The following is a 14,668-nucleotide window of genomic DNA, read 5'->3' as shown; positions in this document are numbered from 1 at the left end:
ACAAGCCTGCTGGCATGAGCTCGGAGAGACACCAGGGCTTTCTCAGCCTGTTGAATAACCCAGCCTTCGTGCGTCTGTGGTTGGTGGAGACCATCGGGCTTTCCGCGCAGAACGGCATTCACTTTGCCCAGATGGTCGCCATCGAGCATCTCACCGGTTCCACAACCTATGTGGGCTTTATGATCCTGGCGTTCAGCCTGCCGGGGGTGCTGTTCAGCACGCTGGCCGGCGTGGTGGTGGACCGGCTCTCCAAAAAAACGGTGCTGGTGGTCTCCAACCTCCTCCGCGCCTTGAGCATCTTCGGGTATGTGCTGGCGCTGAAACTGCTGACGGGCTGGCAGGCGCTGGTGGCCATGTATCTGGTCACCTTCGTCTCGGCCACGCTGGGGCAGTTCCTGGCGCCGGCCATGTGGGCCAAGGTGCCGCTCGTCGTCGGCGAATCCAATCTGCTGGCGGCCAACGCGCTGTTCAATCTCACCTCCATTCTGGCGCAAGGCATCGGCCTGCTGGTGCTGGTGCCGCTGGCGGTCAAGTTCCTCGGTATTCCCATCACCTTCCTGATCCTTTCCGTTGCCTATTTGGCCGTCACCGGCCTGGCGATCAGCCTGCCGCCGGACCGGCCGGCTCCCCGCGCGGCGCCGGCCGCTGTCTCGTCCCTGCGCCGCACCTGGCACGAACTGCGCGAGGGCCTGGCCTTCGTCGTCTCGCGCCGCGAGATCGCTATCCCGATGGGGCACGTGACCCTTATCGCCACCCTGCTCATGGTGATGGGCATGATGGCGCCCGGTTTCGCCGCCCGCGTGCTGGGCATGTCTGCCGAGGACGCCGTGTATATATTCTCGCCGGCCGGCGTGGGCATGGCGCTCTCCACCGCGGCCCTGGGCCGCTGGGGCCGCCGGCTGGCGCGCGAGGCCTGGGCCAGCCTGGCCCTGATGGGCTCTGCGCTGGCCTTTGGCCTGCTGGGATACCTCAGCCGTGGGCATCTTTCGGCCCGCGCCCCGCTGTTTGAGATTTACCCGGGCCATGCCTTCACCCTGACCATGGGCATCATGGCGATCGCTCTGCTGGCCGGCTTCTGGATGGCCACCCTCAACACCGTCTCCCAGACCGCCATCCAGGAGCGCTCGCCGTCCTACATCCGAGGGCGCGTCTATTCCGTCCAGTTCCTGCTCTCCAACCTGATCGGCATCCCGCCGATGCTAGGGTTGGGCGCGGTGGCCGACACCCTGGGCATTCCCACCGTGTGCTTTATCCTGACGGGGTTAATCCTCATCACCTGGCTTATCACGTTGGCCAACATGCCGGCGGTGTACCGCGCTCGGGTGCAGGAGCGCTGTGCCGCCGACATGGAAGCCGGCCGCCGGCAAGTCCTTATCCTGGCATCCCAGCATGATCGCGGCGCATGGAACGCCGGCCTGGCCCTTCAGCAGGCCCTCACCGCGCTCTCGGATACTGTTCAGGTCACGCTGGCCGATGTCCTGGACTATCAGCCGGCGTTCATCCGACGCCTGAGCGCATGGCTCCGCCGGCATGCCGGGCCCGGCTCCTGGCTCGATACACGACTGCGTTCCCGCCCTGCACTCGCGCGCTGGCGGCTGTCCCTGGCGCAGGCACTGCTGGGGCCGGCGGTGCGCGCCCTCTTGCAAGCTCTGCGGCCCGAGGCGGTGCTCTGTCTCGATCCCATGCTGTGTCATCTGTGCGGCCGCCTGCGCCGGCGAATGGACCCCTTGCCCAGCGTGATAGCGGTTATCCCACAACTGGCGCGCGTGGACCCGCTGTGGGCGCAGGGTGAGATAGACTGGTGCGTGGTCCCCACTCAGATGGCGGCCGAGAACGCGCGCGCCGCCGGCATACCGCCGGCAAAGGTCCACGTCCTCGGCCTGCCTATCCACCCCTCGCTGTCCGCAGAAGGGCTTCCCAAAGATCAGATGCGCCGGCAGTTGGGCTGGGATGAGCACCTGCCGACGGTGCTGGTGGTGTGCGGCCGGCGCTGGAGCCGCTCCTTCTGGGAGTGCTGTCGGGCGCTGGCGGAGAGCCGGCAGGCGATGCAAATAATAATAGCCGGGGTCTCGTCTCCCCGCCGCATGAGGCGCCTGAAAAGCCTGCCTTGGCAGGTGCCGGTGCGTATCCTGCCTTTCGTGGAGCATCTGCCGGCGCTCCTGCAGGCCTCCGATGTGTTGATCACCCGCGCCGGCTCCAGCATCATCGCGGAAGCGCTGGCGGCGCGGTTGCCGGTGCTGTTACTGCCGGAGGAGGGCCAGGATGATGCCAGTGTGGCGCTGGTGGTGGGGGCCGGCTGTGGCGCGGTGCTGGACCCGCCGGCCCATGTGGGCATGGTGCTGGCCGAATGGCTGAGACCGGCTAATCCTCTGCTGGCGGAGATGGCGGAGCGCGCCGGCCGTCTGGCCGACCCGCACGCCGCTGTCCGGATCGCGGCCCACGTGCTCCGCTGGATGGACGAGGAGAGCGGCGCGGCGGTTTCGGATTCCGCGCACGTTGTGGTACAATATGAGAATCCGGATGCAGTGCAGGATACGGGATGAACGAAGCGGGAGACTGGGGAATAATCGGTCATGTGCCGGTCGTGCGCCTTCTGCAGGCGGTGGTGGAACAGGGCCGGCTGTCCCATGCCTATCTGTTCCTGGGCCCGCCGCAGGTGGGCAAGCGCACCTTGGCGCGGGCCTTTGCGCGCGCCCTCAACTGCCAGGCGGAAGATGCACGCCGGCCGTGCAACGCCTGCCGCTCGTGCCGGCTGGCGGCGGCGGATAAACATCCCGATATTATGACGGTGCGGGGCGAGGGGGAGAACGGCGCCATCCTGGTGGAACAGGTGCGCGCCATTCGACGGGAGGCCAGCCTTTCCCCGATGGAGGGGCGCTGGCGGGTGTACATTCTGTGCAACGTGGAGTTCGCCAACGAGAGCGCGGCCAACGCGTTATTAAAGACGCTGGAGGAGCCGCCGGCGCATGTGCTCTTCCTGCTGACCGCCTCCTCCGAGGAGCTGGTCATGCCCACCATTGTCTCCCGATGCCAGAAAGTGCTTCTGCATCCCCAGCCGCGGGAGGTTATCGAAGAGGCACTGCGCTCGCGCTGGGGCGTGGGGGAAGAAACGGCGCGCCTGCTGGCGCGGCTGAGCCAGGGGCGCCCGGGGCGGGCGCTGGCCATGGCGTCCTCGTCCGAACTGCAGGCTTTCCGGCAGGCGCAGTTGGAGCGACTGCTGGAATTGCTCTCTGCCGGCTGGACGGAGCGCCTGTGGGCGGCCGGCAAGCTGGCCCAGTCTCCCGACGCCCTGCCCGAAATGCTGGCCGTATGGCTGAGCTGGTGGCGTGACCTCCTGCTGGTCCAGCAGGGCCTGGAGGGACGGGTCGTCAACCTGGACCGCACGGAGGAACTGCGGCGCTACAGCGCCGGCGTCTCGCGCGAGCAGGTTTTCGCCGTGCTGACCGCTTTACAAACCTGCGCAGATGCGTTACAAAAGAATGTGAACGCGCGCCTGGCCATGGAATGGCTGGTCATGCGGATGCCAGGCGCGTTACCAGGAGCTGGATAACGATGCCAAAGGTAGTTGGGGTGCGTTTTGGACCGGCCACGAAAATTTACTCGTTCGACCCGGGGGAATTCGATGATCTACAGGCCGGCGATTACGTCATCGTGGAAACCGTGCGAGGGCGCGAGCTGGGGCGGGTTGTCCAGCCCCCGCACGAGGTCCCGGAAGGGGAAATTGTGGGCAAGCTGAAGCCGGTGGTGCGCAAGGCCGAACCCTGGGACCTCCTGCTGGCCGAGTCCTTCGCCGCTAAAGAGAAGGAAGCGCTGGAGATCTGCAAGGCTAAGGTGGCGGAGCATCAGCTTCCGATGAAGCTGGTGCGAGCCGAATATAACTTCGACGGCTCGCACCTTACCTTCTATTTCACGGCCGAGCACCGCGTGGATTTTCGCGCCCTGGTGCGGGATTTGGCCAAGACGTTCAAGACGCGCATCGAACTGCGCCAGATCGGCGTGCGCGACGAGGCCAAGCTGATGGGGGGGCTGGGGCCCTGCGGCCGGCCGCTGTGCTGTTCCACCTGGCTGTGCGAGTTCGCGCCCACCTCCATCAAGATGGCCAAACAGCAGGACCTGCCGCTGAACCCCTCGGAGATCTCCGGCATCTGCGGCCGGCTCCTCTGCTGTCTGAGCTACGAGCATAATTTCTACGCCGAGGTCAAAGCCCGCCTGCCGAAAGTGGGAAGCACCATCACCACCCCCGAAGGCCCGGGGAAAGTGATATCCCACAACGTGTTGGCCGGCACGGTCCGGGTACAGCTCCCCAGCGAGGCGATCATCGAGTTCCGGCCCGAGGGGCTGGAGGACCTGGAACCGTACCTGGCCGATGTGAAAGGGACCAAGCCGGCGGGTGCGCCGGCAGATCTGCTGGCCCATATGGAAGAGGATATCGCCAGCCTGTTCGCCGGCCCGGTGGAAACCGCTGAAGGGCCGGAAGAGGTGGTCGAGGAGGCCGAGGAAGAAGAGCTGGTGCCGGAGCGAGAGGAGAGCGAGGCGCCGGCGAGGGGCGGCGGGAAGGCGGAGCGCCGTAAGCGCAAAAAGAAAAAGCGCCGCGCTGCGCGCGGCGCTTCGTAAGCCTGGCTCTGTCTCACTGCCCGGGGCGGTGCTGGCCAGCCAACGGTCCGGCGCGCTCCACAGCGCGCCGGAGCTGGATCGTCCCTTTAGCGCGGTTCGACGACCAGCCGGACCGCGGTGCGTTCCTGCCCTTCAATTTCCACTTCCGTGAAAGAAGGGATGCAGATCACGTCGATGCCATCGAGGGCCAGATAGCCCCGGGCGATGGCAACGGCTTTGATCGCCTGGTTCACCGCGCCGGCGCCGATCGCCTGGACCTCGGCGCGCTTGCTCTCTCGGATGACACCCGCGATCGCCCCTGCTACCGCTGTGGACCGGGACCTCGCTGAAACCTTGATGACTTCCATTGCCAATGCCTCCTCGGGTGCTCCCCTGTCGTGTTGAATGCTCGGCCGTTTGTGTATGCGAGTCCGCTGACACAGTCAGAGAGGTCCTTGCGCGCCCTTCCCTGGTCTCCAACAGGGGCCGATGAGCAGTGCGGCTGTTTGGACAGCCGGCGTCCCACCCATTCCCTACGCTTGCTAAACTCCTTGCTTATTATTTTAGCAGAAATACGACATAAAAGCAAGAGGGCGCGAAAAATTCTTTCGCGCCCTCTTGTGACCGCTTGTATCAGGCTTACCGGGCGTAATCCACTGCCCGCATCTCGCGGATGACGGTGACCTTGATCTGCCCGGGATATTCCAGGTTTTCCTCCACCTTGCTGGCGATTTGCTTGCAGAGCTGGATGGCGGCGTAGTCGTCGATCTCCTCCGGCTTGACGATGATGCGGATCTCGCGGCCGGCCTGGATGGCGTAGGACTGCGCCACCCCCTCGAAGGAATTGGCCAGCGCCTCCAGGGATTTGATGCGGTTGATGTAGTTCTCCAGCGATTCCCTGCGGGCGCCGGGCCGCGCGCCGGAGATGGCGTCTGCCGCGCTGACCAGCACTGCCTCAATACTTTCCGGCTCCACCTCGCCGTGGTGGGCGGCGATGCAGTTCACCACTTTGGCGGATTTGCCCAGCCGGCGGGCAATATCCGCGCCGATGGCGGCGTGCGGGCCATCCACGTGATGGTCCACCGCTTTGCCGATATCGTGCAGGAGGCCGCCCTCCTTGGCCAGGGCCACATCCGCCCCTAACTCAGCGGCCATGGCGCCGGCCAGGAAGGCCGTCTCCAGCGAGTGCACCAGACAGTTCTGCCCGTAGCTGGTGCGGAACTTCAACTGCCCCAACAGTTTGATCAGCTCGGGGTGCAGGCCGTGCACGCCGGCCTCGTAGGCGGCGCGCTCGCCCTCCTCGATGATTTCCGCCTCCAGCTCCTCCGCGGTGGTCTTGACCACTTTCTCGATGCGCGCCGGATGGATGCGGCCGTCCTGCACCAGCTTGTTCAGCGCCCGACGGGCGATCTCCCGCCGCACCGGGTCGAAGCTGGAGATCGTGACCGCTTCGGGCGTGTCGTCCACTACCAGGTCCACACCGGTCGCCTCTTCCAGCGCACGGATGTTCCTGCCGCCCCGCCCGATGATGCGTCCCTTCATGTCATCATTGGGCAGGGATACTGTGCTGACCGTGCTCTCCGCCACCTGGTCAGCGGCCAGGCGCTGGATGGCCAGGGCGATGATCTCGCGCGCCTTGCGGTTGGCGGTTTCCTTCGCCTCCGCCTCCACCTCGCGGATAATGCGCGCCATGTCCTGGCGGGCGTCCTGCTCCACGGTCTGCAGGAGCAGTTCTTTCGCTTCTTCCACGGTGAGGCCGGCGATGCGCTCCAGTTCCTTCAGGCGCTGGGCCTCCATTTCTTCGAGTTCGTTCTGTTTCTTATCCAGCAGGCTCTGGCGCTGGTTGAGGCGTTTCTCGCGCTTTTCCAACTGCTCCAGCCGGCGGTCGAAGTTCTCCAGCCTCGCCTGGAGGCGTTCCTCCTGCTTTTCCAGCTCCCGCCGCTTGCGCTCCAGCTCCTTTTCCACGGCATCCCGCATCCGAATCCCTTCGTCGCGTGCCGCCAGCTCGATCTCCTTGGCGCGCGCCTCCGCCTCCGCCAGCATCTGCTGTACCTTCGTGCGGGCGGATTCCAGCTTGGATTCGGTCAGATACTGCTTCACGAAATAGCCGAGGAAAAAGGCAACCACCGCCGCGATGCCCGGGATGATGATCATCAGCCAAAAGTTGCCATTTCCTCCCATAACGTATTCCCCCTATGATATGTCCGAGTGTTGTGATGCGGATAGTTCGTCCAGCGATTCCTGATATTGTTCCTGATGTTCGCGCCATAATTGCGCCACGACGGCCGAGACCTCTTCGCCGGCAAAGCCGCGGCGCAGTAAAAAGGCGCTCAACTTGCGGTAGAAGCCGGCACGGTCCTCGCCCTGGAGTCGCGCAGCGCGCCGCCGTGCCAGCTCCTCCACTGTCTCCCGCTCCACGGGGACCATTTCTCCCAATACTTCCGCAATGATGTCTTCGGCCACGCCCTTCTGGCGCAGTTCCTGCCGCAGGGCATAGATGCCGCGCGGCCGAAACTGCTGGCGGTTTTCCACCCACCAGCGGGCAAAGGCTCGGTCATCCAGATAGCCCAATTCCTGGAGCCGCTGGATGACCGCTTCCAGGTGCGCCGGCTCCACCCCTTTGCCGGCCAGATACCGCCGCATTTCCGCCATACTGCGCGGCCGGTGGCCCAGGAATTTCAACGCCCGTTCGTACGCCCGAGCGTGCGCCGCCGCGGCCGCCAGACGCTCCAGGTCTTCCTGGTTGAGCGCCTGGCCCACCCGCAGGCGGCCGGCTTCGAGCGCCGGCACCGCCAGGGCGAACTCCCCGTCCAGGTACAGGTTCACCCAATCCGAGCTGTTCTTTTGAAAGGTCAGCGCTGTGATGACCCCGGGCGCCGGCGCTCGCCTTGGCATGGCTTGGCTCCCTCCCGAAAACAAAACGCAAAAAGCTGCAGCGAGCTCGCCGCAGCTTCCGCTATCAGGGGCACTACGCCCCCTTTATCAGTTGCAGTGCTTTGCGTGATGGAAGCGCGTCTCAACGGCAGTCGAGCGTGGCCGGCGGACAGCAGGCAACCCCCATGTCCCCTGGTTCGGGGAAACCGGGACCCTGCCCATCCGCTATATGCGGTTGTCCGCTGTATGCTGTGCCGGCCAATGCTCGGCTCATTGTGTGTGACTCTCGTCGCAGTCGGTGTTCCATGTATCTGCACTGGCCTGCGGGACTGCGCAGTGCCAGTCAGGGACGCAACCCATCGCGAAAGCTGCAGCGTTGTGCTGTTGGTCGGTCCTGCCGGCCGGGTACACTAAGTGCCAGCAGTGGCCCTGGACTGTCAGCGTTGTCGGTTCGGTTTCCTCTCCTCACGAAGCTGAGCCGCCGGCTCGTTACTCCTTGTCTTCCGCGCTTTTGACCCCTTTGGTGGTCGGCGCTGGCGGGATGACCGATTTCGCCGGCCCTCGCTCCACGTATTTGCGGGGCGGCAGGCCGGCCTGCTCCCGGATGCGGGCCTCAATCTCGTTGCAGATCTCCGGGTTCTCCCGCAGGAAGCGCTTCACATTCTCCCGGCCCTGGCCCAGGCGCAGGTCGCCGTACGAGTAGAAAGAGCCGCGCTTGTCGATAATGCCGTATTCCGTGCCGATGTCGACGATGTCCCCCTCGCGGGAGATGCCCTCGGCGAACATGATGTCGAACTCAGCCACCTTAAAGGGCGGGGCCACCTTGTTCTTGCGCACGGTGGCACGGATGCGGTTGCCCACCACATCGTTGGCCTCTTTGATGGCGGCCACCCGGCGCAGGTCCAGGCGCACGGAGGCGTAGAACTTCAGCGCCAGACCGCCGGTGGTGGTCTCCGGGTTGCCGAACATGACGCCGATCTGCTGGCGGAGCTGGTTGGTGAAGATCATGGCGGTGTTGGATTGGCGGATGGCGCCGGCGAGCTTGCGCAGTGCCTGGCTCATCAGGCGGGCCTGCAGGCCCATATGGGCGTCGCCCATCTCACCCTCGATCTCGGCACGCGGCACCAGCGCCGCCACCGAGTCAATCACCACCACGTCCACCGCGCCGCTCCGCACCAGGGCCTCGGCGATCTCCAGGGCCTGCTCCCCCGTATCGGGCTGGGACACGAACAGATTGTTGACATCCACCCCGCACCGCGCGGCGTACACCGGGTCCATGGCATGTTCCACATCGATGAAGACCGCGGTGCCGCCGGCTTTCTGCGCCTCAGCGATGATGTGCTGGGACAGCGTCGTTTTGCCCGAGGATTCCGGGCCGAAAATCTCGGTGATGCGCCCTCTCGGGATGCCGCCCACCCCCAGGGCAATATCCAGCGCCAGGGACCCCGTGGGGATAACCTCCACATCCAGATTGGTGCTCTCGCCGAGCCGCATGATGGCACTGTCGCCGAAGCGGCGGCGCAGGTTCGTGACCGCTGTCTCTAACGCCTTCAAACGACCTTCCGTATTCTGTTCTGGCATCTTGTGCTCTGCACTCCCTACCGCCGGCGGCTGTGCCGGCGCATGAAAAAGTTCCAATTTTCCTACTATTGAGATTATAGTCCCAGTATATGCTTCTGTCAAGCATTGTATTACAAACGCTTGTGCGGCATGTCGTACATTTGCGCCGTCAGGGCGCCGGCTCCAAATTGTAGGTCAGGCTCTCGATGCGCCAGCCGGCCGGCGTGCGCACCAACGTCCAACGGTCGCCTGCCGGCGATACCTCCTCGCCGATGCGCGTGGTGGCGGTCACCACCGCCCGATCCCCTGAGATCGCGATCTGCAGATCGGCCGGCGCCGCCTGCGATGGGTTGCCCGGGAACACCAGCGTGATGTAGCGGTCGCGGATGGCATAGTACCCCTCCCACACCAGGTCATCGGAGGCATCGTCCGGCGTGTGGCGGGCGTCCACCACGCGACCATTTTCCACCCATAGGCTCATCAGCAGGTCAATGTCTTTGTCCACGACCCCGCGTCCTTCCATTTCCAGCACCCAGGCGATGGCTTCTTCGTCGTTGGCCGGCTGAAGGGACGGCACTGCCGCCGGCGCGCCGGCGGTGGGCGTCGGCGGGACGGCCGTTGGCACTGCGCACGCGCTGGGGAATACCAGCGTCGCCAGCACCAGCACTCCAATATGTATCTTGCGTAGCAGTTCCCGACAGCACGTCCGCATCATCGCTTCTCCCAACATCTATTCCTCGGGTGAATGGAACAGCCGATGCAGTGGGGTGAATCCCCGCCGGCGGCGCTCGATCAACTGCTGACGGTAGCGGTGCCGGCCCTCACGATCCAGCTCCTCCAGCATCAGGCGCACCGTCTGCATCACCTGAAGCGGGTCAAAAGGCTTGGTAATATACTCCACTGCCCCCTGCTCCAAGCCATGCATGATGTCCAAGTCCGAGGAACGCACGCTGAGGAAAATGACGGGCAGGCCGGCCGTCTCGGGGTCCGCTTCCAGCCGGCGCAGTACTTCCAACCCATCCATACGCGGCATCATGATGTCCAGGATAATCAGATCAGGACGGGCCTGCCGGGCCAGGGCGATAGCCTCCGGCCCATCGCCGGCCTCCAAGACCTGATAGCCCTCGGCTTCCAGGTTCACGCGCAGAATGTCGCGAATGCCCGGCTCATCATCCACCACCAGCACCGATTTCCCCATCCTATCTCCTCCCGCTTATAGGGCCGGCGCCGATCCCTGGCTCGCTGGTTCCCACGCCGGCGACGGCAAGGGGAAGCGCAGAGCGCCCGTTTCCGCCGGTGCCTCCCCATGATACACTATCACCCGCACCTCCAGCATATCCCCCGGCCGGCACCCCAGGCCGGCGTAGGGCAGGGCAAACTCCCATATGCCCTTGCTCGCGGCGGCGCGGGGCAGGGTCCCTGCCGGCACCCAGCCGGTGCCCTGCTCATCGGGACGGAACAGTTCGGCCCGGTCGCCCCGAAGGCGTATCTCCCAGTGCGCCGCGATCCAGTCGGCGGCCGGCGGCATATGCCGCGGCAGGGCCTGTGGAATGCCGGCGGCGCCGGCCTCCAACCGCGTCAGGTAGATGCTGACCTCGCGCCCCGCCAGGTCATCGCCCCCCTCCAATCGCAGGAACAGCTCGTTGCCGTCGCCGCCCACGTACAGCCTTTTCAGCGCCGCGCTTCCCCTCTGCATACTGCCGCCGGCCGGCGATAAATCAAGATAGCCGGCGTTGCGCCATCCATCCCCCGCTTGGGGCGCGGCGGTGAGCGCCGGCCGTACGGTCCCCTGGGGCAGGCGCACCCTCTGCAGGCGCGCCGGCTCCACCGTGATGGGAACGTCCAGCCACGCCGGCACCGGCATGCCCAGCGTGCGGTACAACGTGCGCAGATGCTCGCGGAAGGTGAGGTCGAACAGGTTCTCGCCGGCCGGGTTGTTGCGGCTGTAATACCACCAGAACCAGTCACTGCCCTCGGCGATGTATATCGCCTGCCAGGCGCGCTCCAGCAGGGCCGGCGGGGCCTCAGGATGCGCCTTCTGCCATGCCACCAGATCGTCGCGCACCCGCTTCAGATAGACCCAGGCAGTGTTCTGCGCCGGCTCCCCGATCCACGTCTCCAGGTTGCCCCCGATCCAGGAACCAGTGGCCAACTGCGGTAGGCTCTCCCGCACCCCGAAGCGCTCCAGATATTCCGACACGGTGACCGGACAAATATATTCGCGCTCGCGCGACAGGCGCTCGTACAGCCGGCGCAGGAAGGGATCGCCGTTGTGCTCATATTCCTCCCAGGCATTCTCCCCATCCAGGATGATGGAGACCAGGAAGGGCTGGTCCAGGTGCAGGACCTTGTCGCGGATCATGTACAGCCTCAGCATCAGGTCATTCACCGCGTCCTCGGCCTTCATGTGCTGATAGACGAAGCCGATGCGGTCCGACAGCTCGCGGTCGCGAAAGATGATGGCCGGCGCTCCCGCAGACCGATCCGCGCGATAGGGTTGATACAACACCTGCGGGCGGGTGACGTTGCCGTGCTCGTCCCGGTCAATGGATACCCCCAGACTGCGCGCCAGGATGGCCTCATCCGACGCGAACCAGCGGAACCCCCAGCGCGCCAGCATGGGCACCATTTCGGGACAGACCGCCCCTTCGGACGGCCACATGCCCTGGGGCGGCGCGCCGAACAGCCGCTGGTGGTACTTCACAGCGCGGCGGATCTGCTCCTCGGCGTCCTCGGGGTGGGCGAAGGCCGGCGCCGGCAAGGGCGGGCCCGGGGAAGCGCGTCGGGCGGTGGAGGTGTCTATCAGCAGGGGCAGGATGGGATGATAATATGGCGAGACGCTGATCTCGACCTGGCCGCGCGCCGCCAGCTCCTGATACGCCGGCAGGACGCGGGCGATGATCTCCTGCTGTTTGGCCAGGATGCGGGCGATGTCCCGCGTCGAGTAGCCCGAACCCTTTGCCACCAGGGCCGCCAGCTCGGCATCCCGCTCCAGCCAGTTGGGGTCAATCCAGGCCAGGTTGAACCAGGCCGCCAGGTCGCGGTAGTACTGCTCGGAGAAGTAGGCCGGCATGTCCGGGGCGGCCTGCCGCAGGTTCAGCAGGCGCCAGTAGGGCGGATAGCGCTGGATGACCCGATGCCAGTTGATGTGGAAGAAGAAGGACAGCAGGAACCTCTGCTCGTCCGGGGTCCAGTGTTCCTGCCGGCTGAGGGCCTGACAGCGATCCTCCGCCTCGCCGGCGGCATACATCAGCAACTGCTCGGCCAGGCTGGGCACCATGTTGAAGGTGACATGCACCTCCGGATAGGCGCGCACCAGCTCCGCCATGTGGAGATAGTCTTTGGTGGCGTGCAGGCGCACCCACGGCAGGGAAAATTCCCCTGTCTCCAGGTGGCGGTACCAGGGCTGATGCATGTGCCAGATGATGGCAACGTATAACGGATGGCTCATGGAGATACTTCCCCTTTTGTGCCTCGCCGTTGGGCGCGACAGGCAGGCGAGATATATAAAAACAGCCGGCCTGGAACCCGCCGGCTGAGACGCTCATCCACTGAGAATCCCATTCCCTCGCTTCCCCCGGGTCATGACGCCGGCTTGGGCCGCAGATGGGGGAAGAGGATGACCTCGCGGATGGAATCGCGGTTGGTCAACAGCATGGTCAGCCGGTCAATGCCCATGCCGAAGCCCCCGGTGGGCGGCATGCCGTACGATAGGGCGGTGAGGAAGTCCTCATCCATGCGGTGCGCTTCCTCGTCGCCGGCGTCATAGGCCCGCCCCTGCTCCAGGAAGCGCTGTTCCTGGTCATCCGGGTCATTCAACTCGGTGAAGGCGTTGCAGATCTCCATCCCCCCGATGAAGCCCTCGAAGCGCTCCACCAATTTGTCGGAACCGGGCTTGCGCTTGGCCAGCGGCGAGATCTCCACCGGATAGTCGATCAGGAAGGTCGGCTGGATCAGCTTCGGCTCCAGGTAGTTGCTGATCAGGGCATCGATGAGCTTGCCGCGGGTGGCCTTGGGCTCCACATTCCCGCCGATGGCGCGGATGGCCTGGTACAGGCTCTGGGCATCGGGATAGGCCTCGATGTCAATGCCGGTCTCCTCGATAATGGCCTGGCGGAGCTCGCGCCGGCGCCAGGGCGGGGTCAGGTCGATCTCATGCTCTCCATAGGTGATCCGCAGTGTGCCCAGCACCTTCTGGGCCACGTAGGCGATCATCTCCTCGGTCAGGCGCATGACATCGTTGTAGTCGGCATAGGCCTGGTAAAACTCCAGCTGGGTGAATTCCGGATTGTGCTTGAAGGAAATGCCCTCGTTGCGGAAATCCCGGCCGATCTCGTAGACCTTGTCGAACCCGCCCACGATGAGGCGCTTGAGGTACAGCTCGAACGAAATGCGCAGATAGAGCTGTTGCTCCAGCTCGTTGTGATAGGTGATGAAGGGGCGCGCCGCCGCGCCGCCGTAAATGGGCTGGAGGATGGGGGTTTCCACCTCCAGGAACCCGCGCGCGTCGAGGAACTCGCGCAGGGCGGAGACGATGCGGGTGCGGGTGATGAAGACCTGGCGCACATCCTCGTTGACGATGAGGTCCAGGTAGCGCTGGCGGTAGCGCAGTTCCACGTCCTTCAGGCCGTGCCACTTTTCCGGCAGGGGGCGCAGGGATTTGGCCAGCATGGTGATGGACTGGGCGCGCACCGTCGGCTCGCCGGTGCGGGTGCGGAAGAGGGGGCCGGCCACGCCGATGATGTCCCCCAGGTCAAAGAGCTTGCGGAAGCGGTTGTACTCCTCTTCGCCCATGTTGTCCACGCTGGCGTAGAACTGGAGCCGGCCGCTCCCATCCTGGATGTGGCCGAAGGTGGCCTTGCCCATGACGCGCTTGCTCATCATGCGGCCGGCCACATGCACAATTTCCGCGGTGGCCTCCTCGCCTTCCACCCCTTCCAGCAGTCCCAGGGCCTCGGCGCAGGTGTGCGTGCGGGTACAGCGGGCCGGATACGGGTCGATGCCGGCCTGGCGCAACTGCTCCATATGCAGCCGGCGCTGTTCTTCCTGTTCGGTCAGCCGCTTGCTCATACGCGATCCGCTCTCCTCTCGGACGATGATCCATGTGACAGTGGGAGGAATGCCTGATGATGCGGGAAAGGGGATAGTTACTCCACGGCCCGCAGGATGAAGCGCACCTCGCCGCCCGGCGCCATCACCCTGACCCGGTCGCCGACCTTGCGGCCCATCAGCGCCTTGCCCAGCGGGGACTCGTTGGAGATGCGGCCGGCGGTGGGGTCCGCCTCCGCCGCTCCTACGATGACGTAGGTCTCCAGGTCATCCTGGCCCTCTTCTTGGATGGTCACCACACTGCCCAACCTCACGGTGGTGGACTGGCCGTCGTTCTCGATGAGCACCGCGTTGCGCAGGAGGTTCTCCAGGTAGGCGATGCGGCCTTCCAGCATGGCCTGTTCTTCCTTGGCGGCATCATAGCCGGCGTTTTCCATAATGTCGCCGTCCATTTTGGCGCTGTGAATCTTCTCAGCCACCTCAGGACGGCGCACGTTGACCAGATAGGCCAGCTCTTCTTCCAGTTGGCGCTTGCCCTCTGGGGTCAGTGGTATCGGTTTGGCTTCCATCAATACTCCCCTCCGCGGCAGAC

The 14,668-nt window shown here is 65.0% G+C and carries 11 protein-coding genes and 1 pseudogene; 3 read left to right on the top strand and 9 right to left on the bottom strand.

All coding sequences use genetic code 11. The features are described from left to right. Positions 1 to 14: 14 nt before the first annotated feature. The 3 genes and pseudogenes from H5T60_00510 to H5T60_00500 all read left to right on the top strand — a co-directional run bounded on the left by H5T60_00510 (position 15) and on the right by H5T60_00500 (position 4,326). Positions 15 to 2,543, top strand: a complete 2,529-nt coding sequence (locus H5T60_00510) for an MFS transporter (protein MBC7240914.1) — start codon at positions 15 to 17, stop codon at positions 2,541 to 2,543. Then, positions 2,540 to 3,550, top strand: coding sequence for a DNA polymerase III subunit delta' (gene holB / locus H5T60_00505; GenBank protein MBC7240913.1), 1,011 nt, complete (start codon positions 2,540 to 2,542; stop codon positions 3,548 to 3,550). The genes H5T60_00510 and holB overlap by 4 nt, the downstream gene beginning before the upstream one ends. A 2-nt stretch (positions 3,551 to 3,552) precedes the next feature. Further along, positions 3,553 to 4,326, top strand: a pseudogene (locus tag H5T60_00500) (stage 0 sporulation family protein). Between the two features lie 374 nt (positions 4,327 to 4,700). On the opposite strand, the gene H5T60_00495 reads toward H5T60_00500, so the two are convergent. The 9 genes from H5T60_00495 to greA form a co-directional block, all read right to left on the bottom strand. Next, positions 4,701 to 4,961: a stage V sporulation protein S gene (locus H5T60_00495; GenBank protein MBC7240912.1), complete on the bottom strand. Its 261-nt coding sequence runs from the start codon at positions 4,959 to 4,961 to the stop codon at positions 4,701 to 4,703. A gap of 271 nt (positions 4,962 to 5,232) precedes the next feature. After that, complete coding sequence (rny, locus tag H5T60_00490; protein ID MBC7240911.1) at positions 5,233 to 6,747, bottom strand: ribonuclease Y; 1,515 nt, start codon at positions 6,745 to 6,747, stop codon at positions 5,233 to 5,235. 39 nt (positions 6,748 to 6,786) lie between these two features. Further along, positions 6,787 to 7,488, bottom strand: a complete 702-nt coding sequence (locus H5T60_00485) for a regulatory protein RecX (GenBank protein ID MBC7240910.1) — start codon at positions 7,486 to 7,488, stop codon at positions 6,787 to 6,789. A gap of 468 nt (positions 7,489 to 7,956) precedes the next feature. Further along, positions 7,957 to 9,048, bottom strand: a complete 1,092-nt coding sequence (recA, locus tag H5T60_00480; GenBank protein MBC7240909.1) for a recombinase RecA — start codon at positions 9,046 to 9,048, stop codon at positions 7,957 to 7,959. A 148-nt stretch (positions 9,049 to 9,196) separates the two neighbouring features. After that, on the bottom strand, positions 9,197 to 9,739 hold the full coding sequence (locus H5T60_00475) for a hypothetical protein (GenBank protein ID MBC7240908.1): 543 nt from the start codon (positions 9,737 to 9,739) through the stop codon (positions 9,197 to 9,199). A gap of 18 nt (positions 9,740 to 9,757) precedes the next feature. Beyond that, positions 9,758 to 10,225 (bottom strand): response regulator, encoded by a 468-nt coding sequence (locus H5T60_00470; protein ID MBC7240907.1) that lies wholly within the window; start codon positions 10,223 to 10,225, stop codon positions 9,758 to 9,760. Positions 10,226 to 10,240: 15 nt separating this feature from the next. Then, positions 10,241 to 12,478, bottom strand: a complete 2,238-nt coding sequence (locus tag H5T60_00465; GenBank protein MBC7240906.1) for a glycoside hydrolase — start codon at positions 12,476 to 12,478, stop codon at positions 10,241 to 10,243. Positions 12,479 to 12,609: 131 nt separating this feature from the next. Then, positions 12,610 to 14,097, bottom strand: coding sequence for a lysine--tRNA ligase (gene lysS, locus H5T60_00460; GenBank protein MBC7240905.1), 1,488 nt, complete (start codon positions 14,095 to 14,097; stop codon positions 12,610 to 12,612). 77 nt (positions 14,098 to 14,174) lie between these two features. Continuing rightward, a complete protein-coding gene (gene greA, locus H5T60_00455) occupies positions 14,175 to 14,645 on the bottom strand; it encodes a transcription elongation factor GreA (GenBank protein MBC7240904.1) in 471 nt (156 codons plus the stop codon). Positions 14,646 to 14,668 lie beyond the last annotated feature (23 nt).

The organism is Anaerolineae bacterium (assembly GCA_014360855.1).
GTDB lineage: Bacteria > Chloroflexota > Anaerolineae > JACIWP01 > JACIWP01 > JACIWP01.
Note: the sequence above shows the minus strand (reverse complement) of the source record. Positions and strands in the feature narration are given on the sequence as shown.